The organism is Lacrimispora sinapis (assembly GCF_043633585.1).
Classification (GTDB): domain Bacteria; phylum Bacillota; class Clostridia; order Lachnospirales; family Lachnospiraceae; genus Lacrimispora; species Lacrimispora sinapis.
The window spans coordinates 2108837-2134097 of record NZ_CP141832.1 but is presented as its reverse complement, the minus strand read 5'-3'; the positions used below and the strand labels follow the sequence as shown (position 1 = coordinate 2134097).

Here is a 25261-nt window from a genome sequence, read left to right as displayed (position 1 = left end):
AACATCTGTCAAGGGTAAAATAAAAATATATTAAATGCGGGAGATGGGACTTGAACCCACACGATCATACAACCACAAGATCCTTAGTCTTGCCTGTCTGCCAATTCCAGCACTCCCGCACAACGGATGTTATCTTACCATTTTTAGAAAGAATTGTCAATATTTTTTGAAAAATATATTCAAAAAACAATTTGAAGAAAATTGGAAAAACATATTGACAGAAGTAGGGTTGTATACTATAATAGCTATTGTTGTTGCGAAAGATAACAACGAAATGCAGAAGTGGCGGAATTGGCAGACGCGCACGGTTCAGGTCCGTGTGGTAGCAATACCTTGAGGGTTCAAGTCCCTTCTTCTGCATGAAACCTTACAGAGTGTCATGGCTGTCTGGTTTTTGTTGAGTGACATGCGGGAGTGCTGGAATTGGCAGACAGGCAAGACTAAGGATCTTGTGGTTGTATGATCGTGTGGGTTCAAGTCCCATCTCCCGCATTGGTGTGAGAATCTCCCAGAGAGATTCTTTTTTTGTTTCAAAACAGGCAATTAAAAAAAAGTTAAAAAGTGCTTGATTAATTTTGGAAAGTATAGTATTATAATTGTACAAATTGATTCTTCAATTCGTACAATTAATAAGCAGAAGTGGCGGAATTGGCAGACGCGCACGGTTCAGGTCCGTGTGGTAGCAATACCTTGAGGGTTCAAGTCCCTTCTTCTGCATACTTGGTAAAAAAGCCCTGCGGTTAAGCTGCAGGGCTTTTTTACATGCGCATGCCGGGTTCATAGACGGTATATTGATTTCTTCCATGCTTTTTCGCCTGATAGAGAGCAATATCTGCTTTTTCATATAGTTCTTCAAAACTGGTTCCGTCTTCCGGAAATGCGGCGGTTCCAAGGCTTCCTGATATATGGGCTTCCGGTTCCAGGGCGCTTCCAATTAAATTGCATAAGTTTTCCAGACGGGTGTACAAATCCATGCTATAGGACACATCCTTTAAAAGTATGATGAATTCATCTCCACCCAGACGCCCGAAAATATCATCTCTTCTCAATGCTGACTTCAGTCTTGAAGCAGCCCGGTGCAGAGCTTTGTCGCCGAACTGATGCCCATAGCTGTCGTTTAACTGCTTGAAACGGTCGATATCCAGTATGATTAGGACATGATGGCTCTGTCTGTTCTTTAAAGCGTGACGTATGGATCTGATGGCAGTGGCGCGGTTCAACAGACCGGTAAGGGAATCCTGCTCTGACAGCTCCTGCAGAGTGAGGGCTTCCCTCTTTGAGGCGTCAATATCTTTGATCAGGATAAACGCTTTGATGGTATCTGTATACGGATCAGAAACGATCTGTACCATGCCCAGGGCCCAAAAAAAACTGCCGTCTGGTCTTAGCCGGCGGTGTTCCAGTCGAAGGGAGCGGTGCCCTTTGTAATAGTGGGAGAGTAACTGTTCTTTATTAAAAAATTGGAGGTACATTTTCCTGTCTTCATCATATATGAACCGTTCCGCAGTAAAGCAAATGATGTCAGAAAAGGAATTGGAGGCATATTTGGGAAGGTTTGACGTCTGCTCACCGATTATTTCCTCAAACAGATCGTATTTCAGATTATACTCATAATAGCCAATACAGTCTTTTTTCTGTTCCTCCATGTAATCCCTCCACCGCTGATAAGCCAGTTCTTTTTCGTACTCGTCAGTGATGTCCTGATAGGAGATAATGCTGCGGACCGGAGTTTGGTTTTCGGTATAGACAAGGGAATAGTGGGTGGAAAACCAGCGGAATTTTCCTCCGGCCTTCAGACGCAGGATGCATTTTCCTTCCGGTTTTCCTTCTTCTATAGAATGAAAAAAATCAAGGAAATCCACGATGCTTTCTTTATGTACAATTCCATTGTCAATTAGGGATTCAGGAGAAAGTGGCTGGGCAAATGGAAGTGGAAAGTTTCTGGAAAATTCCGGGGTGGGAGATATGGTTCCAGAAGGAATATCATAGACGCTCACAAGACAGCTGAAATGCTGTGCTGCAAGACGATGCTGTTCTTCTTTAAGACGCAGACGTTCCTGGGCTTTTTTAATTGTTGTAATGTCTGATACCGCACAGTATAAAATATTTTCCTCAGAAACATAATTTATTTCAATGGAAAACCAGATACAGTTATTTTCGGAATCCGTTTTGAATTCCAGTAAGAAGCGGTTTAGCCCGCTTGAAAGGTGGCACTGGATGCCTTTTACAAGTGCCGTATATTCCGGTCCGCTGACAAGGTCTCTTAAAGAGACGGGCGAGTGAAACCAGGTTTTAATAGCCTGATTACAATAGAGGATAGCAAAAGGTTCCTGGGTATTTAGCTTCAGTATGCCGCAAGGAATGCGATCTAAAAAAGATTCTCCGTTCATTTTTACTTTCTCCCATAAGTGCTTTTTTAAATGTAGAATGAGCTTTATTAAAATATATGAGACAAGCAGGGAAAAAATGCAACAAGAATTACAAAAAACAAAATCTTCTTTTATTCGATATTTTGCTTGAAACCAAAAAGAATTGCCCATAGTGGACAATTCTTTGACTTTTTACCAATTGAGTTTTTTATTTTCTGAAAATATATACGGGGAGACCGCCTTCCATCTTTCTTTTTGGTTCTCCCTGAATGAGAGGAAGGGCATACCTAAGAAAATCATCTGTAATATCGGTTCCATTTGCGCAGATCCAGTCCTTGGGAAACAGCTTTTCCTTGTTGCAGACTTGGTCCACGTCAGCCGTAATGCATTCCATGGTGTATGGGGAATCTGCTGTACGGTTAAAAGCGATCATTATGCCGGTAATACCCTTTAATGCTGCTTTGACGCCTTCTGTTCCGGCTTGAACGGATTCTTCAATATCAACAGCAGAAGCCAGCATACCGCTGCACCGCTGATTGACATTTAATTCTACGGAGCGTACCTTTACACCAAAGCGGTTCCGTACAAAGTTTTCCAGTATTTTTCCGCTGCCGGCAAGCATCTTGTGACCAAAGGTATCTAATTGGACATCATCTGTATATTCGCAGATAAATTTCCCTTTGGAATCGGAGATTCCCTCTGAAACACAGATAACAACAGAACTTTTCCTGGTAAGGGCCGTTTGTACATCAGATGCAAACCGTTCAAAATCAAAATCGGATTCCGGAAGGTATATCAGTACCGGATTGTCCCCTTCAAATTTTCTCGCCATAGCACTGGCAGCGGTGAGCCAGCCGGCGTGACGGCCCATCAGTTCTATAATCGTGACGGATTTTTGCTGATAAACCGATGAGTCTAAAACGATTTCACGGACTGTATCAGCCACATATTTGGCTGCGCTTCCATATCCGGGAGTATGATCGGTAAGAACCAGGTCGTTATCAATGGTTTTTGGAATGCCAATAAAGCGGATATCGCTTTGGTGGTGGGAAGCGTAGCGGGAAAGCTTGCTTACCGTGTCCATGGAATCATTTCCGCCGATATAAAAGAAATATCCGATCTCCATGGCCCGGAATTTTTCAAACAGGGCAGGGTAGAAAGGAGAAGAAAGGTCATCCGGAAGCTTATAACGGCAGGAGCCTAAATAAGCGGCAGGCGTCATTTTAAGCAGTTCCAGTTCTTCTGCCGTCAGGTCATTTGATAAATCCATATAATTGCCGGACATGAAGCCTTCTATGCCGTTGATCATGCCATAAACACGGCTGATTTCTTCGTGAGCCATTCCTTCTTTAATAATACCGTAAAGGCTTGCATTGATCACAGCGGTGGGACCGCCGGATTGTCCTACGATTGCATTTTTCTTCATGTATAATGTCCTCCAGATTTGCGTATGCCACAGGCACGCTTCCTATTCTATAATAGAATGTCCATCTTTGCAACGGTCATTTCCTTATATTTACTGCTTTGGAGACAAGTTACTGCAAAAGTCTTATAAGCTGTGAGCTTTTGAATCGAGGGGAAATGGAGGAAGGGAAGAATCCAAGAAATAAAAGCCCTAAAAAAGGGAGGAGCCGGTGAAATGTGGGTTTCACCGGCGAGTTATGAAAAAAAGTTTTTATTAAAACAAGTTTTGGGGTTGCTCTTGTTTATGTTATAATTATAGAAGATAGATGTGAAAAAAGTTTGTTGAACTTGTAAATAAATTTTGTACGGCTTGTGAAAAAACTGTGAATGTAAAAAAGCCGGTAAATGTTAAAGCAATATAACGGATAAATGCAACGTCAATGACAGAGGAAGTAAGAATAAATATACAAAAAATATTGGTGGTTAGATAGATTTTTTTGAATATTACTAAAAAGTATGGTATATTTTCTATATATGTATGGGGGAGTACTATGAAAAAGTATTTTTTTGCAATGACTTTGGTACTTGGTATTTTTTATATAGCTGGCTGTTCAAAAAATGGCGTAGAGGTGGGGGGTGCCGTTGAAACTACGGGAGGTGTTGAGATTTACGAAGAAGATAGGAGTGTTACATTTGATTTGAATACACTGCCCTATGATATGGAATATAAAGGACATATTATTCAATATTCATCATGTGAACTGTATCAGGAAAAGTCAGATATCAATGGTTCGTATACGCCTTATTTAATTGCAAAAGTAAAAACGGCTGGAATTGATGATGAAACCTTGCATTTGTTTGACCAAGATATTTATGTTTATGGCAAAATATTTAATGATAAAAATCAATTAAATAATAAGGAGCTGACTAAAATTCGTGAGATTGATAAAGGTGACTACCGATATTATGTATTCTCTCTGTCATTATCTTCATCTGACGATTATAAATATGATTTTTCTGAGTCTGCTTTCAATGTGACCTTTTTGATTCATCAAGGGGAAGATGATAGAGCTTTGAAGTATGTTTATAATGGATATTCAAGTTTAAATGTTGAGGATTTGAAAGATTTGGGGGAAGATAACTGGAATGAGATCAAACGAAAATAAATAGAAACTATGATAACTAAGCTTTAAGGAGTAAAATTAATGAAAATTGTTACCTCTCGTTTACAATTACGACCTTTTACCGAACAGGATATTAACGATGTTTTTGAATATTGCCATCAGAAAGATTTGGGGGAAATGGCAGGATGGGACATTCACAAATCAGTGGTACATACTGAAAAGATTCTTTCAGACTGGATCACTCAAAGGAGGAAACTGGCCATCGTTTGTCTTGAGAGCGGTAAAGTCATTGGCCATATTTCCATTGAAGCGGATTCAGAAGAAGGACGTAAAGATACCAGAGAGCTTGGGTTTGTTTTAAACCACGATTATCATCGGCAGGGGATTATGTCAGAGGCTGTAAATGCAGTTCTGGATTATCTCTTTGATCAAGGTATTTTGTATGTATGGGCATGTTGTTTTCAAAATAATGTAGCATCAAAGAATCTGATTGAGAAGTGTGGATTTGTGTTTCAACAGGAGGGAACTTATAGAATGGAATATTTAAACAGAAATATTTCTTCTTATGAGTATCGACTTTCAGCAGAACAATGGAATAATAAAAATTAGATTGGTTGATAAATTTTTCGCAATGATAAAAAACAGCCACCAGATGATTTTCAATCATTATAGTAAAATTACGTCTGCTTAATAACCACTGGCTTACCGATAATTAAAAAATATCTAAGAACGGCTCACCGGATTATTCTTAATGACATTAACATTTTAATGCGTTCTATAAAGTTTCATTACATACTACAATGTATAAGAAATATAAAAAAGGGAAAAGAGTATATTCGAGCCAATAAAGAAGTTTTACAAACCCAGGCAGTTATGGTAAAATAACTATAAATTTCAAAGGAAAGAGAGAATATTAAATATGGATAAAGAAGTATTAAATTATGTTGTCGAGAAAACTCATGAATTAATTGATGCACCATCATGCAGCAGTGAGACAAAAGAAGCCGCACAGAAATGGCTGGAGGCTGTTGGAACTGAAAAGGAATCTGAGGAAACAAAAAGATATCTTGCTGAGTTAGAAGAAGATATTGTGCCAATTGATGGCCTGATTGGTTTCGCTGGTTCTGAGGAGGGAATGAAGGCTTTTGGAGCGGATTTAGCCAAAAATATTAAAGCACATGCAATGAAAATCAAATCTTCAGGAGCAAAATATTGCGATTGCCCGGCTTGCACTGCTGTAGAGGCGATACTTGAAAAGAAAGATGCTATCCTTAACTAAAAAAACTGCTTACTTTTAAGCAAGATTTGACAACGATTTAACTAACAGCAGGATCGACTTGGCGGCAAAGGAAACCTTAATAAAAATAGCAGCAAGATAAAGGAATTAGGGCTGCCTTTTGGCTATAGAATGTGAGGTAAATATGAAAATAACAATGTATGGAGCAGAAATTTGCGGTGATTGCGTGAACGCGAAAAAGAGTTTGTCAACACTTAAAGAGATAGAGTTAGAATTTAAGAATATCATTGGCGATACTGCTACTTTAAAGGAATTTTTGGCTTATCGTGATAACGATAGTATGTTTCAGGAAGTGAAAGAGTCCGGTAGAATCGGAATACCATTTTTTATATTGGAAAATGGAGAAAAAACCTTTGATATCGGCAAGTATATAGAGATGCCTGCGGTAGAAAATCAAACAAAAGACTCTGCTTCTTCCTGTTCCATTGATAAGAAGGGGCAGTGTTAGTGAAATAAAAGCTGTATTTAGAATGATATTTATTTCTAATATATGAGGAAAATGATCATACAAATTTAAATTATTTCGTAAATTTTCCTTCTTATTTTAGATATTAGTGCTGATATGCCTTATAATAGCATATTTTATATTGTAGCATATAATATTTAGTGGATAAGGAGGACAAGTAAATGAATAAGGAATACTTATTAAAGTGGGTGAAAGCCGCAGGAATAAGAGCAATTAAAACGATGGCACAAACGGCAATAGCAGCTATCGGTACTACGGCAGTCATGTCAGGCGTTGACTGGGTCATGGTAGGTTCTACGTCAGCACTTGCCGGAATTATGTCGCTTCTTACATCGATTGCAGGACTCCCGGAATTAAAAGTGTAATTTTTAATGGTATAATTATTTGGCCCAGGGCAATCCTGGGCCTTTTTTTGGTTCTGAGAAACGACTCAATGGTTATTATTAATTTTTCTATATACTCATTTTAAGTTTCGTCATAACGGAATATAGGATTGAAAGATGAAGAAAAAAATAAAGATTTTTATTATTATTATTATTGACAAATATTGAATCGTGATTAATACTAGAAGTAATCATATTTTAATGATTAAAATTTTCAATTCAAGGAGGCATGTATTTTTATGAAGTTATTTAAATGTACGGTATGCGGCTATGTTCATGAAGGAGAGACAGCTCCAGAAAAATGTCCAAAATGTAAAATGGGTGCAGATAAGTTTGAAGAACTTAGTGCAGAGGATGCAGAAAAAATCTATCGCTCTGACCGCACCAATGCCATTCATATGGAGGTTATTACCTTGGCAGAGAAAATTATTGCATTAAGTCAGGAAGGAATCGAGGACAACCTGGATCCAAAATGTCTGGCTGCATTTACTGAGGCAAAAAATGAGGCATGGGTAATTAAGCAGAGATGCAAAACAGAACTTGCAGGACATATGAAATTAGGAAAATACTAATTGAAAAAAAGAGACGTCTTTAGGGGCGTCTCTTTTTTTCAATGTGAAATGATGGTTTGTCTTTACCAGAATGTGCCGGTTTTTGCATAGGGATAGGAGCCAAAGAAGTCCGGCAGAGACAAAACGCTCCTTGACGAATGAAAACAGAATGTTATAATAAAGCATGTATACACAAGTAGTCAGGAGGAACACCAATGATACATAAAGATAATGGATTCCCATATTATTTACAGATCTATCAGGAGATCCGGGAACGGATTCTTACAAGAAACTACTTACCCGGTCAACCGATTCCGTCAGAGAATGAGCTGGTAAGGGAATTTGAAGTGACCAGGGCAACGGTAAGGAATGCTTTAAAAAAGCTCCAGAATGAGGGCCTTATTCTGACGGAAAAGGGCAAAGGCTCCTATGTGAACCAGCCGAAGATCGAGCAGAGTCTGTTTAAATTTTATAGTTTTGGAAGGGACCACAGCGAACTTAATAAAAATTCAGTGCTGCTGGGGGTTGAGGAGGAGCAGAATATTGAGGCCCAGAAAGCCCTGAATCTTCCCGGAGACCAACCGGTTAAACGGATCACCCGTATCCGAAGGCTGGATGACCTGCCAGTGATCATAGAGAATTCCTACATTCCGTCATTTCTTGTTCCTGACATTGAAACCTACGATCTGGAAAGCCTTTCGATTTATGACCTTTTGGAAAATACATATGGATGCCGTATATCAAGAGCAAAGGAATTTCTTGATACCTGCTTGACAGACCATGATGATTCTGAGCTGTTAGAGGTCGATGAGGGGATGCCTGTGTTTTTGATTAAGCGGATTACTTTTGATTTAAAGGACAGGCCCATCGAGTTTCGGGAGTCTGTTATAAGAAGCGATAAATTCACCTTTTCGGTGGATTTAAAATTAAGATAAAAAGGTGGTTTTAGAATGATTTTCCTAACGGTTGAAATATTATTCCTATCAGTATTTGCAGGTTTTATCGGTTCTCTTTTAGGTCTTGGAGGAGGAATTATCATTACACCGGCCCTGACCCTGCTCCTTGGTATTGACATCAAATACGCAATTGGAGCCAGTATCGTCTCTGTAATCGCTACATCCAGCGGTTCTGCTATTGTTTATTTAAGAGATAAGATAACCAATGTGCGGGCAGGCATGTTTTTGGAAATTGCAACGACGACCGGAGCGCTGACCGGAGCATTGATTGCGGGCCTGGTCAGTACCAAGTATTTATACCTGACGTTTGGACTTCTTTTGCTGTATTCCGCTGTAAATATGTTTCAAAAGAGAAATCAGGAACTGCCTCAGGAATTTCCCGCCAATCCTATGGCAGATAAACTGAAACTGAACGGAAGCTACTATGACAAAGCACTTGACCGGACGGTAGATTATCATGTGACAGGAATCCGCAGTGGTTTTGGTATGATGTATGCTGCAGGTATCATATCCGGGCTTTTGGGGATTGGGAGCGGTGTCTTTAAAGTAATGGCCATGGATTCTTTTATGAAACTTCCCATGAAGGTCTCCACTGCCACAAGTAATTTTATGATCGGCGTTACGGCTGCCGCCAGTGCGGGGATTTATTTAACCAGAGGCAATATCGACCCAAAGATTGCAGCTCCTGTGGCGCTTGGAGTCCTTGTTGGAGCTGCGGTAGGGACAAAAGTCATGCAGCGGTTAAAAAGTACCACTCTGCGGCTGGTTTTTATTCCGGTATTGCTGTATGTTTCCATTGAGATGATTATGAAAGGTGTAAAATTATGAGTAAGAATGTTGAAAATTATAAAAACGTTGAGGAGGCGGAGATATGGATCAGCAAGACCTTAAGGGCGGGAGTGGTGTTAAGCGCCGTCATAACAGGCTTTGGATTGGTTCTGTTTTTGCTTACGGGTAACAGCGGATATCCGGGAGAGAGTTTCCCCACATCTCTGGTTGGGATAATGGAAGGGCTTCTTGCTTTTAAGCCCTATGCAATTATATTAAGCGGCCTGTTGGTGCTGATACTTACGCCGGTTTTGAGAGTGGGGGTTTCTATAATTACGTTTTTAAAAGAAAAGGATCATTTGTATGCGATGATTACGGCAACTGTATTTGTGATTTTAATCATCAGCTTTTTTATGGGAAAATAGTGACAGAGAAAATCAGGATTTTACAACCCTCTTAGACTTTAATTGCTTCTCATTTGCAATGCAAAAGCCGGATTCCTGCGGCAGGTACCCGGCTTGTTTTTTATGATGTTAAAGATTGGGATACAGCTGTTCCATGGCATGGATCTGAGTTACCAGCATGTGATTGCAAGGGGTGCAGATTCCATAGTCCCGCCCAAGACCGTCAACAACTCCATTGATCCGGTCGATTTCGGTGATCCGTTTGTTCTGACGGTCCTGATACATACTGGCATATCCTTCGGCATCATTTTCGCATACATGCCGGACGATTTGCAGAGCTTCCTTCCGGTCAAAATAAGTGCCGTCCGCTTCCGCAACCATTACACATTCATAAACGATCTTTTTGCACAGGTCCCAGAGAAAGGGATTGGTAAAAATCTCCCCGATCTTACACTGCATCAATGTGCTCAGGGCATTGATTCCGCAATTGACCAGCAGCTTCTGCCATAAAACCTTTTGAATGTCTTCCATAATATTCACGTCTAAGCCGCTTTCCTCTAGGGCAGCCGCCACAAGCTTCACATCACGCAGCGATTCTTCACAGAGAAAATCGGGACCGATATTGGTGGGACCGCATCCGGAATGATAAAATCTTCCAAGGCCCATGGAAACACTGTTGTGGCTGCTGGTGCCTACAATAATCCGTTCTTTTGGCACAAATTGGGCAATGTCCCGGTTATTGCCTGCGCCGTTTTGCAGTGTCATCACAAGGGTTCCAGGACCCAGCAGTCCTAAGTTTTCCTTCATGGCTTCATAGGTATGGATTCCCTTTACAAATACGATTACCAGATCCTGAATGCCGATATCTGTGCCGCTTAATACGGCATTCACGGAAAAAGTCGTTTCCGTTCGGTCGTTTTCGATTTTGGTGATTCCGTCAGCATTTATTTTTTCAACCTGTGGTTCATAGCTGTCTAATAAGGTTACATCATGGATAGGGGCAAGATAGCTGGCATAAAGGCTTCCCATAGCTCCAGCTCCCAGAATTGCAATTTTCATTTGTTTCCTCCGCGTTTTATTCAAATACTCACTTATAGTATCATGAATATTTTTCTATATATAATACAATATTTTCAATGGTACCATGAAGAATTTTCATGTATAATAGGTTTGGACAATATACGGGGAAGAAGGTGAAACTATGGATGTCAATAAATATATATTGTTTGTGCGTGCGGTCGAAACCGGTAATTTATCAAAGGCGGCAGCCCAGTTAAGCTATTCTCAGACGGCTGCCAGCCATATGATCTCTTCTATGGAAGAAGAACTGGGAATCAAGCTTCTTTACAGAGGAAGAAACGGAGTTTCCCTTACGGAAGAAGGAGAGCGCATTTATCCTCTGGCAAGAGAGCTTGCGGAAAAGGAAGATGCCATCAGAATTTTGGCCGGGGAAGAAAAAATCCACCATGGCAGGATTCGTATCGGTGTTATCACAAGCGTGGCGGTAAAGTGGATGCCAAGGATTATTATGGAATTTAGGAAATTATATCCTTTTGTGGAATTGAATTTAAATGATGCCATTCACTATGAGATCATGAAGGACTGGTTTTCCAAGGATGTCATCGACTGCGCATTTACCGCAGAAGCGAGCAGAAAGGACAATGAGATTCCTCTCGTCAAAGATCCCTACTATGTGATCATGTCTCCGGACCATCCGTTGGGTTCTTATGAAACCATCACTCCCCAGCTATTAAAAGGCGAAACATTTGTAATTCCCAGTGAGGGAACCAGTTATTCGGTGGGGAAAATTTTGCGTCAGGCAAAGGGAAAGCTGATTGAGCACAACGGATTTTTAAGCGATCAGGCAGCCATCGCCATGGTATGCGGAGGCTGCGGAATCAGCATTTTACCCAAACTGGTTCTTGATTCGTATGGTTCCGACGGCTATATAAGAAGAATTCTTGACCCCGAAGTGCACAGAATCATTTATTTTTGTATCTCTTCAAGGAAGGTACTGCATCCGACCATCCGGTGCTTTTCCAATTTTGCACGGGAGTGGATTAAAAAAAATGCAGAAAATGTTATAGAAGATTCCGGAAAATGGTAAGATTATTTATAAGATATTAGCGAGTTTATTGACATATTTAGGAAAATACGGTAGAATACTATCAATTACAAAGCGAAACTTGTCATATGAAGGAAGGAGATTAATTATGTTTGATTTTAAAGGTAGAGTTTGTGTTGTTTCAGGTGCTTCCTCTGGTCTTGGGGCACAGATGGCAGAGGGCTTTGCCGCCCAGGGCGCTGATGTGGTAATTATGGCCAGAAGGCTGGAGAGACTTGAGCAGGTAGCGGAAAAGCTTAAATCCTTTGGCGGAAAAGTTCTGGCGGTTCGCTGTGATGTTACGGATACAGAGTCTGTAAATGCAGCGGCAGATACGGTGATAAAAGAATTTGGTAAAGTGGATATTCTTGTAAACTGTGCAGGTTCCGCAAAGAATGCAGGAGTTGTGGATATGACTGATGAAGAATGGGATTTTACCATTGATACGGACCTGACCAGTGTATTCAAGGTTACCAGAGCATTCTCCAAATATATGATTGAAAAGAAATACGGACGAATCATTAACATTGCCTCCATGTACGGTCTGGTTGGAAATACTGCCCTTGATACGGTAGCATACCATGCTTCCAAAGGAGGAGTGGTCAATTTCACCCGTGCAGTAGCAGCGGAGCTTGCAAAACATAATATTACATGCAACGCCATCTGTCCTGGATATTTTGCAACGGAACTGACCATTGATACCTTAAAAACAGAGCAGTTCACAAATTATATGAAAGCTACTGTACCAATGGGGCGCTATGGAAACGAAGGTGAATTGAATTCAGCTGCGATTTTTCTGGGGAGTGACGAAGCATCTTACGTTACAGGAGTTATTTTACCAGTGGACGGTGGATATACCGCTGTATAAAAAAAGAGACCCACAGCTGTTTCCCTGCTGTGGGTTTTTGCGGTATGAATATTTTGTATCGCGTCAATCCATTATAAGGAAGAATGTTTAACACCGCCAAAAAACAGGTATCCATAAAGATACTGAGAGAGGATAGATAGCTATGAGCAAAAATAAGACAGTGATCAATGAATTCAAAGAGTTTATTTTACGTGGAAATGTGGTGGATCTGGCAGTCGGTGTCATTATTGGTGCGGCGTTCCAGTCCATCGTCGGTTCTCTGGTCAAGGATATTATTTCCCCATTGATCGGAGTAATCACCGGAGGAGTGGACTTTTCCAACAAATTCCTTCTCCTTTACACTCCGCAGGAGGGAGCCGATGTTTCAACCCTGGATGCGGCAAGCTCTCTGGGACCGGTATTTGCATATGGTGCATTTATTACGTCAGTCATTAATTTCCTAATAATGGCAATCGTCATTTTTTTTATGGTAAAAGCCCTTAATACTCTTCGGGGAAAGACGCAGCAGATCATTGCGCAGCAGTCAAAGCTTCCATCTTCAGGCGCAGCGGTCTCCCAGGAGAAGCAGTGCCCCCACTGTTACAAGCAGATCCACGTGAAGGCCACCCGCTGCCCTTACTGCACCAGCCAGTTGGAAGAGCAGAGCAAAACCAGTTCGCCGTCCGGTCAAAATTAAATTGGGCGGTCACCGGTAAGACGATCCAGCAGGGTGGGTACATCAACAATGCCATATCCCCAGATATTATTGGGATAGAGGAAATTGGGATCTCGTCTGGCGGACCGCATTAACATCAGATTGATCTGTTCCCCCGTAATATAAGTAAAGTTGCCCTTGCCCTGGGTCCACTCAAAAACAGCTGCACAGGAACCTGCGATATGGGCGGCTGCCGCTCCGGTGCCTGTAAGCGTTCCATACTGGTTATCAGGAAGGGCACAGGGGATCTGAAAGCCTGGAGCTGCCAGATCCGGTTTTACCAGGCCGCTTCGCGTATAACCTCTTCCTGACTCATCAAGGATATTACCGGTCATTTGATTGTAAGCGGTTGCTGTAAGAGGGCGCCAGGAGTTACCTGGGGAGGTTATGGTGGTGTCCGGATTTGGAAGAAGAAAAAAGGTTCCATTGGATATCAGATCTCCGGAAGGCAGCCAGGAGTGGAGCGAAAAAGGCTCATCATTGGTACTCTGGACGTGAAAATACCAGATTCCGGGAAGAGGGTTCCTAAAACGTATCAGTATCAGCTGGTCACCTGACCCCCGTTCAAAGGCCATATTATTGATCCAGACAGTGCTGTTGCTGGAGGGGAAGTTGAATTGGTCACATACGTCAAAGGTAGGATTAATAATCGGAATCGTTTCGTTGTTTGGAGTGGAAATTTCGATGGATAGTATTCCGGGTACATAGGGCCAGATTTCCATGGAAAACATCCGGTCCTGAGGGCTGACATTGAGCTGAAAATCTTTTGCGTGAGGAGCTGCAAAGTTTTGACCGTAATAATGGCGGTTGCTGTTTCCTTCATTTCCTGCGGAAACAACCACATCAATATCAGGGACCCGGACCAAACTTTCCAGATAAGTGCTCAGGATTCCCCGCCCGTCATGGCTTCCCTGACTGCTTCCCAGAGCAATGCAGATGACAATGGACCGTTTCAGTCTTTGCGCAGTGGAAATGAGATACCGTACCCCAAGAATGATATCAGACTCCTGATAACACCTCTTTTCTTCAGGAACACAAAATATCATTTTAAGATTTTGTTTGGCTTCTTTTAATTTTACCACAATCAGGTTTGAATTGGGCACAACACCGGAAAAGGACTGCTCTTCATTGGGGGAACCTGCAATGATGCTGGCAATGGCTGTTCCGTGTCCCGTATCATCGGTGGTAGGTACCGCAGCCAGAGGCTCCGCGTATTGAAGTGCGTTATTGATCGCAGCTCTTGTATACTCGGTGCCAAAGGTGAAGCCTGTGGGAGGTTCCCCATCCTGTATGGTCTGATCCCAGATGGAAACGATCCGGGAGGTTCTGTCTCTGTTGATAAAAGCGGGATGCTGGTAATCAATTCCAGTATCCACCACGCCAATCATGACCCCCTGCCCCAATAAGCGGTAATCTGTCTGCTGCTGGGTGGAAGATATGACATCATGAGTTGGACTGATCACAGAAGTCAGAGTATATAGGGATGAAAAGATATGATATGGGTAAACGCCCAGATCACAGATCTGCTTATCAGTTTTGGTAACATGAAGCAGAGAAAAGTCATTATTCAGCCATGTGATGTTGTCGCCGGTACTGAATTCTGGAATCAGGGAATTGCTGATAAAGAGGTCATAATAATTGTTGTCCAATATTTTTTCCATAATTTCGTCCCTCCTGCTTCCGCGGATAAAAACATATGTTATAGTTTATGCACCATTCCTGTTGATATGAATATTGGTTTTCCATGGGAAGCATTACTCCTTACACTCATAATAGAAGTCCATTTGCATAAAATGTATCATATGTGCCATAGTGGCAGATAGGGAGGCCTGATTATGCAAAAAATAGTGGATGAAAACTATTATGATATCATTATCAGTAATGTTATGATTCCTAATTATGACACGGGAGATAATATCACACATATGAATTTAAGGCATTCCCTGGCTCATATTCCCATTACTGACGGAGTCCCCTGTGATCTTGGAACCTATCCCTACAATGCATTTCCCTCTGTGCTTACCCTAAGCTCTACCATCAGCCTTGAAAAGTCTGGAATCGGAACGGTACAGAGAAACCCTTATCTTGCATTGTTCGGAAGAGGAATCATTGTAGCGGTGATTGATACGGGAATTGATTATCAGCATCAGGCATTTTTATACAATGACGGAACCACGCGAATCCTTTCGCTTTGGGACCAGACCATTCAGGAAGGTCCGCCTCCGGAAGGATTTACATATGGAACTGAATACACCAGAGAACATATTAATGTAGCTTTGAAATCGGAAGATCCGTTATCCATTGTTCCTTCTGTAGATACCAATGGACATGGAACTGCAATTGCAAGTGTTTTGGCTGGAAAACCCAATCTGGAACAGTCGTTCAGCGGTGTTGTACCGGAAGCGGATTTGCTCATTGTAAAGCTGAAGCCGGCAAAAGAAAATTTAAAAAGAATCTTTTTTGTGCCGGAAAATGCAGAATGCTACCAGGAATCGGACTTAATCATTGGTCTTAATTATGTGGTATCGGTAGGACTGAGACTGAATCGTCCGGTTGTTGTATGCGTTGCAATGGGAACAAACCAGTCAAGCCATGACGGAAGAGGAGCCACCAGTTATTATACCAATTATCTGGCTCAGCAGCCTCAGACCGGAATCATCATATCCTCCGGCAATGAAGCCAACAAGCGGAGACACTATTTTAATAACACTACGGCAGCGCCATTTTCCAATCAGTTTGAACTGCGGGTTGGAGAAAGTGACAAGTTGTTTTCCGTAGAACTGTGGCCCTTTGCTCCCTCCAGACTGTCTATTGAAATAATAGCGCCCAATCAGGAGTCTACCGGGGCCGTTTTCCCTACCCTGGGAGAATGCAGGGAATTTTCGTTTGTACTGAATGAAAGCGGAGTATGGATTAATAATTATATATTTGAAGAGGAGACAGGAGATCAGCTGATATTAATGCGTTTTCGGAATCCCATTCCAGGAATTTGGAATATCCGGGTTGAGAATCTGGACAATGAAGCCTTTTCTTTTCATGTATGGCTTCCGTCCGGGGATTTAATTTCAGAAGAAACCTTTTTCGTAAATCCTAATCCGGACACCACCATAACCTCTCCTGGAAATGCCACTCACCCATTGACCGTGACTGCATACAATCAGTTTAATGACAGCATCCTGCCGGAATCCGGCAGAGGCTACACCAGAACCGGTTTTATCAAGCCAGATATCTCAGCTCCCGGCTTTCAGCTTGCATGTGCCGTTCCCGGAAATGGGTACGGAACGATCACCGGAAGCGGCTGCGCTGCGGCACATGCAGCGGGGATAGTAGCCATGGTGTTTGAATGGGCAGTACCCAGAGGAAATTATACCAATATTACAGGAAACGATGTAAACCGCCTGATCATCAGAGGTGCCCAGCGAAACAGTGACTATACCTATCCCAATAACATCTGGGGATATGGTCAGGTTGAGGTAAACAGGCTGTTTGAACGGCTGACAAATATTTAAAACAGCAGAATAATGAAATACCATAATAACCTTAAAAAATAAAAGTTTTCTTTCTTTGAATAATATTTCAAAAATAGTCCATAATAAAAGTATACCAAAGATGAGTGAATACTTATCCTCCCCTTTTTAAATACCCTGTCTGTGGCAAAGGCGTCCAGGTGGGGTATTTTTTTGTTTTCTCCTTGCGGGAAGTGCTCCCTACTCTTATTGATTGCAAATGAATTCCGTCCTCCTCTCAGGATTGGCTGGTTTGATTTTTTATGCTGCAGCCAACATTTTCAATACAGGACTTTATGGAATTTTCATCGGTTGATTCATTATATCCCACTTCAATGGATTCTCTTGCTGCATCGACATTCACCATGGAGATTCCATCTAATTTTTCTAATGCATTTTTAAGCTGTGTTTTCACTTCGGAATTTTGTATTCCTGATATTGTATAGTGTACCCGATTCATACGATAACTCCTTTGTTGTTTGATTATTTTTATGGACATTTCATTCTTAACCCTTTTGAGGATACCGGTATGATTAGACAGGTTTCGATCCTCCGTCAGAATCTTTCTCTTTTGAATTATCTGACTTTAATCCAAATACAGCCCTTGCACTTTCTGCTTATTTAAAAATTTCATTCTGTGATTCGTTTACAAATAAAACCAGGGAATGATAGGGCTGTAGTTGGAACTTGTCTCAGGATGTATGCGGACCAGGGTAAAATGCCTGACGGCACGACTAAAACATATGACCGGACAGCTTGCAAAATCCATAAAGATGTTATATACTGTTTGATGGAGTATTACCAGAAAAGAGATAAAAGGATGGTTTAAGCATGACTATTTTAGAAAATTGGAGAAATCTGGCATATGGTGAAGGGCTGGATGATAAAGGCAAAGAAGAATTATGGTCACAGTATTTCAAGGTAGAAAAAGGAATCTATGAACAAATTCTTTCCAAACCGGAAGAAGTCATCGAAGGAACAGTGGAAGAACTGGCAAAGAGATATGGCACCGATGTTCAGACGTTCACCGGGTTTTTAGATGGAATTAATGAAAGCTTAAAAGGATACGAAAATCCAATTGAGACCATGGATGAGAAAACTGTGGTTAAGATCGAGATTGATGCAGAAAAGCTTTATTATAATATGGTAGAGGCAAAGGCAGAATGGTTGTTTAATCTTCCTCAGTGGGATGAAATCCTGACAAAGGAAAAGAGAAAAGAACTGTATAAAAAGCAGAAAGCTTCCGGCACAGTTGTTAAGGGAGCAAAAATCGGAAGAAACGATCCATGTCCCTGCGGAAGCGGCAAGAAATATAAAAAGTGCTGTGGAAGCGGCCTGTAAGAAGACCGGGCGTTTCTTTTAAGGCAATAAAAAAGAGACAGGAAGGCAGGTACCTCATAAGGGGATACCTGCTTTGTTTTTAAAGAATGGACGCAGGAAAGGAAACGTGCAAATGGAGGCTTATGAAGGCTTTGCAGAAGTCTACGACCTGTTTATGGACAACATTCCTTATGAAGATTGGTGCAGCTATGTATCCGGTCTTTTGAAGGAATACAAAATAAACGATGGGCTGATTCTGGATCTGGGCTGCGGTACAGGAAGTTTGACCGAATTACTGGCAGAACGTGGGTATGATATGATCGGAGTGGATAACTCTGAGGACATGCTTCAGATCGCCATGGAAAAGCGGGCAGAGTCAGGAAAAGATATTCTATATCTCAAGCAGGATATGAGAGAATTTGAACTTTACGGCACTGTCCGGGCAGTGATAAGCATTTGCGACTGTATGAATTATATTCTGGAATATAAGGATTTGACGAACGTGTTCCGGCTGGTTAATAATTATCTGGATCCCGGCGGTATTTTCATCTTTGATATGAATACTGCCTATAAATATGAAACCGTTATGGGAGATTCTACCATTGCAGAAGACCGGGAGGAATGCAGTTTTATCTGGGACAACTATTACGATAAAGAAACCGGGGTCAATGAGTATGGACTTTCGCTGTTTATCAGACAGCAAGATGATTTATACCGTAAGTATACGGAATACCATTATCAGAAATCCTATACGTTGTCACAGGTGAAAAGTGCCATAGCAGAATCTGGAATGGAATTTGTGGCAGCGTATGATGCATTTACAAGAGAACCGGTAAAAGAAACCAGTGAGCGGATTTATGTAATCGCAAGAGAACATGGAAAGGAGTTATGAAATGACTGATTATATTGTAAGGGCGACGGCAGGAGATCATCAGATCCGGGCATTTGCAGCAACGACCAGAGAACTGGTGGAGCAGGCAAGACAGGCTCATAATACAAGTCCCATTGCAACTGCGGCTTTAGGAAGACTTTTGACTGCCGGCGGCATGATGGGAATCATGATGAAGGGAGAGGAGGATTTACTGACCATCAAGATCCAGGGAAGCGGTCCTATGGAGGGCCTCACCGTAACGGCTGATTCCAAAGGGAATGTAAAAGGATATGCCTATAACCCGGGAGTCATGCTCCCGCCTAATCAGCAGGGAAAGCTTGATGTGGGAGGTGCCGTAGGAGAAGGCGTGTTGAGTGTGATCAAGGACATCGGTTTAAAAGAGCCGTATGTGGGTCAGACCATTTTAGTAGGCGGAGAGATCGCAGAAGATCTTACCTATTATTATGCAACTTCGGAGCAGACTCCCTCCTCTGTCGCATTGGGGGTCCTGATGAATAAGGAAAATACAGTGAAGCAGGCCGGCGGTTTTATCATACAGCTTCTTCCCGGAGCATCGGAGGAGATCGTGGACCAGCTTGAGAAAAAACTTGGGGAAATCACCTCCATTACCGCGCTTTTGGATGAAGGAAAGACACCGGAGATGATCCTGGAACATATTCTTGGAGATTTTGGTGTTGAGATGATGGAGCGTGTTCCTGTGAGATTCCACTGCAACTGTGATAAGCACCGGGTGGAAAAAGCATTGATCAGCATCGGAAGAAAAGAACTGCAGGAGATGATTGACGATGGAAAAAGCATAGAAGTAAACTGTCATTTCTGCAACAAGAATTACGAATTTACGGTGGAGGATCTGACCGAACTCTACGAAAAAGCAAATAGGTAAATATCTCTTTCTTGCAGGGAGCATCAAAAAGAGCCATCCAACCGGGTGGCTCTAGTCGTAATCATGTGAAACAATATAACTTCTTCCTATATATTGAAAAAAGGTACACTGATGAGTCAATGATTATAATTTAGTAACGTTTGTTGCCTGTGGCCCCTTCGCTCCGTCAACTACATCGAACTCAACAGCTGCGCCTTCATCTAAAGACTTAAAACCATCCATGCTAAGCCCTGAGTAGTGAACAAATACATCGTTACCCTGTTCGTCGGAAATAAATCCGTAACCCTTTTGGTTGTTAAACCACTTAACTGTACCTTTCATTATGATACCTCCAAAACGAATAAAAAATTGTACTGTTACAGGATATCTGTAACTTCCCTAAGAATAGCATAAAACGGGGAAAGTGTCAAACATTTTCCGCCTTAAAAAACAAGAAATCACAAAAATAAATTAACTGGAAAAACATGTGGTAAATACGAAGAAAATTGTGATAGAATGGGTAAAGATTGCGACACAGAATAAGAAGGGATGAACTATGAAATTCAGAAATATTTGGGGACATTTCAGTACCGTCAGCCGGCATAAATTCCAGGTTATGAAAAACTGTTTTCGGGTGGGACTTTATAAGCAGGGACTTCTCCATGACTTGTCAAAATTCAGCCCCCAGGAGTTTTTTCCTGGAGTTAAATATTATCAGGGAAACAGAAGTCCCAATGCTGCGGAAAGAGAAGAAAAGGGATATTCCGGAGCATGGCTGCATCATAAGGGACGCAATAAACACCATGATGAATATTGGGTCGATTTTTCCAATGATTATTCCAAAGGTCTGGTAGGACTAAAGATGCCTTTAAAGTATGTCATTGAGATGGTCATTGACCGGATGGCCGCATGCAGGACGTATAAGGGAAAAAATTACACGGATGCGTCCCCCTGGGAATACTATATGCTGACAAAGCCTTATACAGTGATTGCCCCGGAAACGGGAAAACTTCTTGAGGAACTTCTTATCATGCTGAAAGAACAGGGGGAAGAAAAACTGTTTTCATATATGAGGGAATTGCTGAAAAAAGGAGACTATTAAAGAGCGGAAAGAAGCTATGATTCACTGAGCAGGAGCAAATGATGGAATTTATTATTAGCAGAACGAAACGTTCCTTTGAATTTAATATGGCCAGCAGCCACTGGCATCCGTGGTATGAGCTGTTTTATCTGGAATCCGGCCATTGCAGATTATTGATCAATCATACCTTATACTATATTGAACCAGGGGACTTGTGTTTGATTTCACCAGGTGAAATCCACCGGACTACTTACTATTCCAGTCCGGTGAACGAACGGATCACGGTTAGCTTTGGAAAAGAGTATCTGGACCCCATGATAGAACGGTGCGGCCATGAGATGACCGGCTATCTGTTCCGTAACTCCATGATCTCCATGCCGGAGGGAAGGCAGGCTTATGTACAGGAACTGATTAAAAAAATGGAATATGAAGCGGCAGGCCAGGATGGATATTCCGGTATCATGATGCAGAATTATCTTTATGAACTGCTTGTGTTTCTGTCCAGATGCCAGGAGTCAAAGCCGGAACCGGTTAAGCTCCCTGTTTCGGAAAAAGCCATTGAGGAGGCCGCGGAATATATTTACCATCATTATGACTCTCAGATCACCCTGGAAGAGGTGGCAGAGCGGACCCATATGAGTCCGGCCTATTTTTCCAGAAGGTTCAAGGCAGTCACAGGCTTTGGCTATAAGGAATACTTAACCAATATCCGCATCAGACAAGCGGCAAATTTACTGTTGACCACCTCCAAATCCATTACTGAAATTGCAGTGGAATGCGGATTCGGAGATGGGAATTACTTTGGGGATGCATTTAAGAAGATTAAGGGAGTCGCTCCCAGAGTATATCGGAAAATGCAGGGAATCGTATGACGTGACCCTGTTACAGACTGTCGAATAAATGACGGATATAGGTACATACATTCTGCCCGTCCTCAAGAAGACCTGGATCATAGGAAACATAAGTGACCTTGTCTTTGTATTCCATCTGAAGAAAGGGAGACCACAGCCTGGAAAACTGTGGAAGGTAAAGCCCTGTCTGTCTGGTATAGCAGGTTTTGGCGGTGGCCTTAATCCTGGCTTCCTTATCCACGTATTCCGCCACGCTCTTATGAATGGCCTTGTCTTCATAAATGAGATAATAGTAATTTTTATAATCCGGATAAAAATATTTTAATTCCCCTTCATAAAGATCAATGGTAACCGTCAGCCATTCCCCTTCCGCTTCAAGAGAGACAAGAGCGTTGGATTTTGAAAATCCTATGGGCACAGAAAAACCGTTTCTGCAGGTTAAGCGTAAAGAACGATGCTCCTGTCCGAAAATATCCGTCTGGCTTACAAGTTCCTGATGCTCCAGATGAAAATCCCCCTCCAGAAAATCCGGATAGTTTAAGATAGGAAGGATCAGAGGCATGCCCTTTAAATCGTCTTCATTATGAAGGATTAACAGATCAAATAAAAACTTCTCATGGGTCATCAAATAATCCTTGTAAACTTCAATGAGCTGTCCTCCGGAGTAAAGGTCCTTTCGTTCCACTTTTAGAAATGCTTCTATTGATTTCTGCTTCATACTGGTAAGTCCTAGAACTTCCCGGTATGGGCGGATTTTTTTGTAGATATCAAAACTGTCAACCGCAGAAAAGTCATAAGGGAGTCCGTAAGCCCGGCAGCGTTTTAACAGGTAGGGCAAATCAAAGCCATCCCCGTTGAAATGAAGGACCATGCGGAATTGCTTTAAAAATTCAAAAAAGGTAATAAGCAGTTCCTGTTCTGCTTCCAGAGTATCGGCAAACCACTGGATCAGATTCCAGGAGCCGTTGCGGTAGTACACGCCTCCGATTAAATACAAGGTGGAATATTCCCCTGAGAAGCCGGTGGTCTCTATATCAAAAAACAGAAGCTCTTCCCGTCTGCCAATGCGGTCAAGGGAATAGGTCTCTTTAAATTCAATGGTTTTATGTAAGGTGATCATCAATGATTCCGTCCTTTCTTTCACAAATATTATAGCGGAAACAGGTCCTATCGTCAACGGAAACAGAATATTTGTTCGACTATCTGCTTGCATAACAACAGGCAGTATGCTATGATAAAAGCATTGAACATGAATACTTGAATTAGAAGGAGAAAGACAGATTTGATTTCTTATGTGAAAGGGCCGGTGGCCGAAATCATCGAGGAAACGGTCGTAATAGAGTGTGGAAACATAGGCTATGAAATACACGTTCCTGTGTCAGTGCTTCAGAATTTGCCGGCAGTCGGTAAGGAAGCAAAACTTTATACATATTTTCAGGTAAGAGAGGATTCCATGTGCCTCTACGGGTTTTTGAACCGTCAGGATCTGCAGATGTTTAAGCAGCTGATCCGTGTGAATGGAATTGGTCCCAAAGGAGCACTTGGAGTGCTGTCCGCCCTGTCTCCGGATGATTTAAGGAGAGCCATTGTTTCCGGAGATGCGAAAGCCATCTCAAAAGCCCCCGGCGTGGGTGCGAAGACCGCGCAGAGGATCATTCTGGATTTAAAAGACAAGATTGATCTGGAAGAGCTTCTCTTACCGGCGTTTACAGAGGAAGCAAGCAGCGGAGAATCCGGCGGTGTGGCAGGAGAAGCCATCGAAGCACTGACGGCTCTGGGTTACTCTGCGGTAGAAGCCGGACGTGCCGTTAAGAGAGTGGAAGTGACAGATTCCATGACAGCGGAAGATGTGCTGAAGGCATCCTTAAAACATTTGGCATTTTTATAAAGATAACGGGTAAAGGCAAAGATGGAGCGTAGAATAATAACTACAGAGGTAACGGAAGAAGACAAGCGGATTGAGCCTAATTTAAGGCCCAAGTGTCTGCAGGAATACATTGGTCAGGAAAAGATCCGCACCAATTTAAAAGTATATATTGAAGCCGCCAAAGCCAGAGGAGAATCCCTGGACCATGTGCTGTTTTACGGCCCGCCGGGCCTTGGAAAGACCACTCTTTCCGGAATTATAGCCAATGAGATGGGAGTCAATATAAAGGTGACATCAGGACCGGCCATTGAAAAACCCGGAGAGATTGCGGCAATTTTAAATAACTTACAGGAAGGCGATGTGCTGTTCGTGGATGAGATCCACCGGCTCAACCGTCAGGTAGAAGAGGTTTTGTACCCGGCCATGGAGGACTTTGCCATTGATATTATGCTGGGAAAGGATTCCACCGCAAGATCCATAAGACTGGACCTGCCAAAGTTCACTCTGGTGGGGGCGACTACAAGGGCCGGTCTTTTGACGGCACCGTTAAGAGATCGTTTCGGAGTGGTGCAGAAGCTGGAATTTTATACGCCTGAGGAACTAAAGATCATTGTCTGCCGTTCTGCAAAGGTCCTTCAAGTGGAGATTGAAGAGGAGGGAGCGGCAGAGATTGCCAAACGGTCCAGGGGAACCCCAAGGCTTGCAAACCGCCTGTTAAAGAGAGTCCGGGATTTTGCACAGGTGAAATACGACGGAATCATTACCAAAGAGGTGGCGGATTTTGCACTGGATATTCTGGATGTGGATAAGTTTGGACTGGATTACAATGACCGGGCCATCTTAACCACAATGATCGAAAAATTTTCCGGGGGACCGGTTGGTCTGGATACTCTGGCAGCGGCATTGGGAGAAGATGCCGGGACATTAGAAGATGTTTATGAGCCTTATCTGCTGATGAACGGATTTTTAAACCGTACCTCCCGGGGACGTGTTGCTACAGAACGGGCCTATCATCATCTTGGAATTGTTATGGAACCATGACCTGCCTGAATTTTAGAACTTTCCTAACGCTATAAAGTGTGATATAGTAAAGAAAGAGCAAATGATAACAGGAGAGAATAACATGGATTCCAAACACAATACTGAAGTTTTAATCGATGGCAAGATTTATACATTAGCTGGAAGTGAAGAAGAAGGTTACATTCAGCGTCTGGCCAGTTATATCAATGAGATGGTTCTGACATTAAAACGTCAGGAAGGGTTTACAAAGCAGAGTGCGGAGTACCAGAATGTTATGATAGAGCTGAACATGGCGGATGATTATTTTAAAGCCAGAGAACAGATTGCAAGATTGGAACAGCAGAAGGCGGAGATGGAAAAAGAGACCTATAGCTTAAAGCATGAGCTGGTGGCGACTCAGATGAAGCTAGAGGCCGTCAAAGCGGAACTGGCAGAAGTGAAAAAGTCTGCGGATCTTGGGAAGAAAGAATAAAC

General features: G+C 42.2%; 27 protein-coding genes, 4 tRNA genes and 1 pseudogene. 24 read left to right on the top strand and 8 right to left on the bottom strand.

All coding sequences use genetic code 11. The features are described from left to right. Positions 1–35: 35 nt before the first annotated feature. Positions 36–119 (bottom strand) — tRNA-Leu (locus tag VIG27_RS09950). Between the two features lie 157 nt (positions 120–276). On the opposite strand from VIG27_RS09950, the gene VIG27_RS09945 reads away from it, so the two are divergent. From VIG27_RS09945 to VIG27_RS09935, 3 genes are all read left to right on the top strand, one after another. Further along, positions 277–360: transfer RNA gene (locus VIG27_RS09945), tRNA-Leu, on the top strand. 48 nt (positions 361–408) lie between these two features. Next, positions 409–492, top strand: a tRNA-Leu gene (locus tag VIG27_RS09940). A gap of 141 nt (positions 493–633) precedes the next feature. Further along, a tRNA-Leu gene (locus VIG27_RS09935) sits at positions 634–717 on the top strand. 41 nt (positions 718–758) lie between these two features. Here VIG27_RS09935 and VIG27_RS09930 read toward each other — a convergent pair. Both VIG27_RS09930 and VIG27_RS09925 read right to left on the bottom strand, forming a co-directional pair. Next, positions 759–2390, bottom strand: coding sequence for a diguanylate cyclase domain-containing protein (locus tag VIG27_RS09930; protein ID WP_394522335.1), 1632 nt, complete (start codon positions 2388–2390; stop codon positions 759–761). Between the two features lie 187 nt (positions 2391–2577). Then, entirely contained in the window at positions 2578–3795 is a 1218-nt protein-coding gene (locus VIG27_RS09925; protein WP_394522334.1) for a 6-phosphofructokinase, read from the bottom strand. Positions 3796–4324: 529 nt separating this feature from the next. Between VIG27_RS09925 and VIG27_RS09920 the strand changes: the two genes are divergently transcribed. The 9 genes and pseudogenes from VIG27_RS09920 to VIG27_RS09880 all read left to right on the top strand — a co-directional run bounded on the left by VIG27_RS09920 (position 4325) and on the right by VIG27_RS09880 (position 9743). Beyond that, complete coding sequence (locus VIG27_RS09920; RefSeq protein ID WP_394522333.1) at positions 4325–4939, top strand: hypothetical protein; 615 nt, start codon at positions 4325–4327, stop codon at positions 4937–4939. 39 nt (positions 4940–4978) lie between these two features. Beyond that, on the top strand, positions 4979–5506 hold the full coding sequence (locus VIG27_RS09915; RefSeq protein ID WP_394522332.1) for a GNAT family N-acetyltransferase: 528 nt from the start codon (positions 4979–4981) through the stop codon (positions 5504–5506). Between the two features lie 310 nt (positions 5507–5816). Continuing rightward, positions 5817–6176, top strand: a complete 360-nt coding sequence (locus VIG27_RS09910; RefSeq protein WP_394522331.1) for a molecular chaperone Hsp90 — start codon at positions 5817–5819, stop codon at positions 6174–6176. A 142-nt stretch (positions 6177–6318) separates the two neighbouring features. Continuing rightward, positions 6319–6642, top strand: a complete 324-nt coding sequence (locus VIG27_RS09905; RefSeq protein WP_394522330.1) for a glutaredoxin — start codon at positions 6319–6321, stop codon at positions 6640–6642. Positions 6643–6821: 179 nt separating this feature from the next. Beyond that, positions 6822–7025, top strand: a complete 204-nt coding sequence (locus VIG27_RS09900; protein ID WP_394522329.1) for a holin — start codon at positions 6822–6824, stop codon at positions 7023–7025. A gap of 257 nt (positions 7026–7282) precedes the next feature. Beyond that, positions 7283–7396: pseudogene (locus VIG27_RS09895) on the top strand (rubredoxin-like domain-containing protein); the annotation flags it as partial. Positions 7397–7809: 413 nt separating this feature from the next. Further along, positions 7810–8529, top strand: a complete 720-nt coding sequence (locus VIG27_RS09890) for a GntR family transcriptional regulator (RefSeq protein WP_394522328.1) — start codon at positions 7810–7812, stop codon at positions 8527–8529. 15 nt (positions 8530–8544) lie between these two features. Continuing rightward, a complete protein-coding gene (locus VIG27_RS09885) occupies positions 8545–9378 on the top strand; it encodes a sulfite exporter TauE/SafE family protein (protein ID WP_394522327.1) in 834 nt (277 codons plus the stop codon). Further along, positions 9375–9743 (top strand): DUF1634 domain-containing protein, encoded by a 369-nt coding sequence (locus VIG27_RS09880; protein ID WP_394522326.1) that lies wholly within the window; start codon positions 9375–9377, stop codon positions 9741–9743. Before VIG27_RS09885 ends, VIG27_RS09880 begins: the two co-directional genes overlap by 4 nt. 108 nt (positions 9744–9851) lie before the next feature. Here the strand turns inward: VIG27_RS09880 and VIG27_RS09875 are convergent, their stop codons facing one another. Further along, entirely contained in the window at positions 9852–10781 is a 930-nt protein-coding gene (locus tag VIG27_RS09875) for a ketopantoate reductase family protein (RefSeq protein ID WP_394522325.1), read from the bottom strand. A 142-nt stretch (positions 10782–10923) separates the two neighbouring features. Here VIG27_RS09875 and VIG27_RS09870 point away from each other — a divergent pair, with 142 nt between their 5' ends. The 3 genes from VIG27_RS09870 (at position 10924) to mscL (ending at position 13370) form a co-directional block, all read left to right on the top strand. Then, positions 10924–11829, top strand: a complete 906-nt coding sequence (locus tag VIG27_RS09870) for a LysR family transcriptional regulator (protein WP_394522324.1) — start codon at positions 10924–10926, stop codon at positions 11827–11829. A 106-nt stretch (positions 11830–11935) separates the two neighbouring features. Then, positions 11936–12694: an SDR family NAD(P)-dependent oxidoreductase gene (locus VIG27_RS09865; protein WP_394522323.1), complete on the top strand. Its 759-nt coding sequence runs from the start codon at positions 11936–11938 to the stop codon at positions 12692–12694. Between the two features lie 142 nt (positions 12695–12836). Beyond that, positions 12837–13370, top strand: a complete 534-nt coding sequence (mscL, locus tag VIG27_RS09860) for a large conductance mechanosensitive channel protein MscL (RefSeq protein ID WP_394522322.1) — start codon at positions 12837–12839, stop codon at positions 13368–13370. Here the strand turns inward: mscL and VIG27_RS09855 are convergent. Next, complete coding sequence (locus tag VIG27_RS09855) at positions 13367–15049, bottom strand: S8 family peptidase (RefSeq protein ID WP_394522321.1); 1683 nt, start codon at positions 15047–15049, stop codon at positions 13367–13369. The genes mscL and VIG27_RS09855 overlap by 4 nt on opposite strands. A 174-nt stretch (positions 15050–15223) precedes the next feature. Between VIG27_RS09855 and VIG27_RS09850 the strand changes: the two genes are divergently transcribed. Then, complete coding sequence (locus VIG27_RS09850; protein ID WP_394522320.1) at positions 15224–16897, top strand: S8 family peptidase; 1674 nt, start codon at positions 15224–15226, stop codon at positions 16895–16897. A gap of 235 nt (positions 16898–17132) precedes the next feature. Here VIG27_RS09850 and VIG27_RS09845 read toward each other — a convergent pair whose 3' ends face one another. After that, on the bottom strand, positions 17133–17354 hold the full coding sequence (locus VIG27_RS09845) for a heavy-metal-associated domain-containing protein (RefSeq protein WP_394522319.1): 222 nt from the start codon (positions 17352–17354) through the stop codon (positions 17133–17135). 371 nt (positions 17355–17725) lie between these two features. Between VIG27_RS09845 and VIG27_RS09840 the strand changes: the two genes are divergently transcribed. The 3 genes from VIG27_RS09840 (at position 17726) to hslO (ending at position 19989) form a co-directional block, all read left to right on the top strand. Beyond that, positions 17726–18235, top strand: a complete 510-nt coding sequence (locus VIG27_RS09840; protein WP_394522318.1) for an SEC-C metal-binding domain-containing protein — start codon at positions 17726–17728, stop codon at positions 18233–18235. A 112-nt stretch (positions 18236–18347) separates the two neighbouring features. Beyond that, the gene (locus tag VIG27_RS09835) at positions 18348–19106 is read left to right on the top strand and encodes a class I SAM-dependent DNA methyltransferase (RefSeq protein WP_394522317.1); all 759 of its coding nucleotides are present in this window, start codon (positions 18348–18350) and stop codon (positions 19104–19106) included. A 1-nt stretch (position 19107) separates the two neighbouring features. Next, positions 19108–19989 carry an Hsp33 family molecular chaperone HslO gene (gene hslO, locus VIG27_RS09830; protein WP_394522316.1) on the top strand — a complete coding sequence of 294 codons (882 nt, stop codon included), beginning with the start codon at positions 19108–19110 and terminating at the stop codon, positions 19987–19989. Between the two features lie 123 nt (positions 19990–20112). On the opposite strand, the gene VIG27_RS09825 is transcribed toward hslO, so the two are convergent. Further along, positions 20113–20310 carry a cold shock domain-containing protein gene (locus tag VIG27_RS09825; protein WP_025233342.1) on the bottom strand — a complete coding sequence of 66 codons (198 nt, stop codon included), beginning with the start codon at positions 20308–20310 and terminating at the stop codon, positions 20113–20115. A gap of 214 nt (positions 20311–20524) precedes the next feature. Between VIG27_RS09825 and VIG27_RS09820 the strand changes: the two genes are divergently transcribed. Together VIG27_RS09820 and VIG27_RS09815 are read left to right on the top strand one after the other, a co-directional pair. Beyond that, complete coding sequence (locus tag VIG27_RS09820) at positions 20525–21070, top strand: DUF5662 family protein (RefSeq protein ID WP_394522315.1); 546 nt, start codon at positions 20525–20527, stop codon at positions 21068–21070. Between the two features lie 38 nt (positions 21071–21108). After that, positions 21109–21921: an AraC family transcriptional regulator gene (locus VIG27_RS09815; protein WP_394522314.1), complete on the top strand. Its 813-nt coding sequence runs from the start codon at positions 21109–21111 to the stop codon at positions 21919–21921. 10 nt (positions 21922–21931) lie between these two features. On the opposite strand, the gene VIG27_RS09810 is transcribed toward VIG27_RS09815, so the two are convergent. Further along, positions 21932–23020, bottom strand: a complete 1089-nt coding sequence (locus tag VIG27_RS09810) for a ribonuclease H-like domain-containing protein (RefSeq protein WP_394522313.1) — start codon at positions 23018–23020, stop codon at positions 21932–21934. A gap of 162 nt (positions 23021–23182) precedes the next feature. Here VIG27_RS09810 and ruvA point away from each other — a divergent pair, with 162 nt between their 5' ends. The 3 genes from ruvA (at position 23183) to VIG27_RS09795 (ending at position 25259) form a co-directional block, all read left to right on the top strand. After that, complete coding sequence (gene ruvA / locus VIG27_RS09805; protein ID WP_394522311.1) at positions 23183–23788, top strand: Holliday junction branch migration protein RuvA; 606 nt, start codon at positions 23183–23185, stop codon at positions 23786–23788. A 21-nt stretch (positions 23789–23809) separates the two neighbouring features. After that, positions 23810–24808: a Holliday junction branch migration DNA helicase RuvB gene (gene ruvB, locus VIG27_RS09800; protein ID WP_394522310.1), complete on the top strand. Its 999-nt coding sequence runs from the start codon at positions 23810–23812 to the stop codon at positions 24806–24808. A gap of 82 nt (positions 24809–24890) precedes the next feature. Then, positions 24891–25259: a cell division protein ZapA gene (locus VIG27_RS09795; protein WP_394522309.1), complete on the top strand. Its 369-nt coding sequence runs from the start codon at positions 24891–24893 to the stop codon at positions 25257–25259. The last annotated feature ends 2 nt before the right edge of the window (positions 25260–25261 follow it).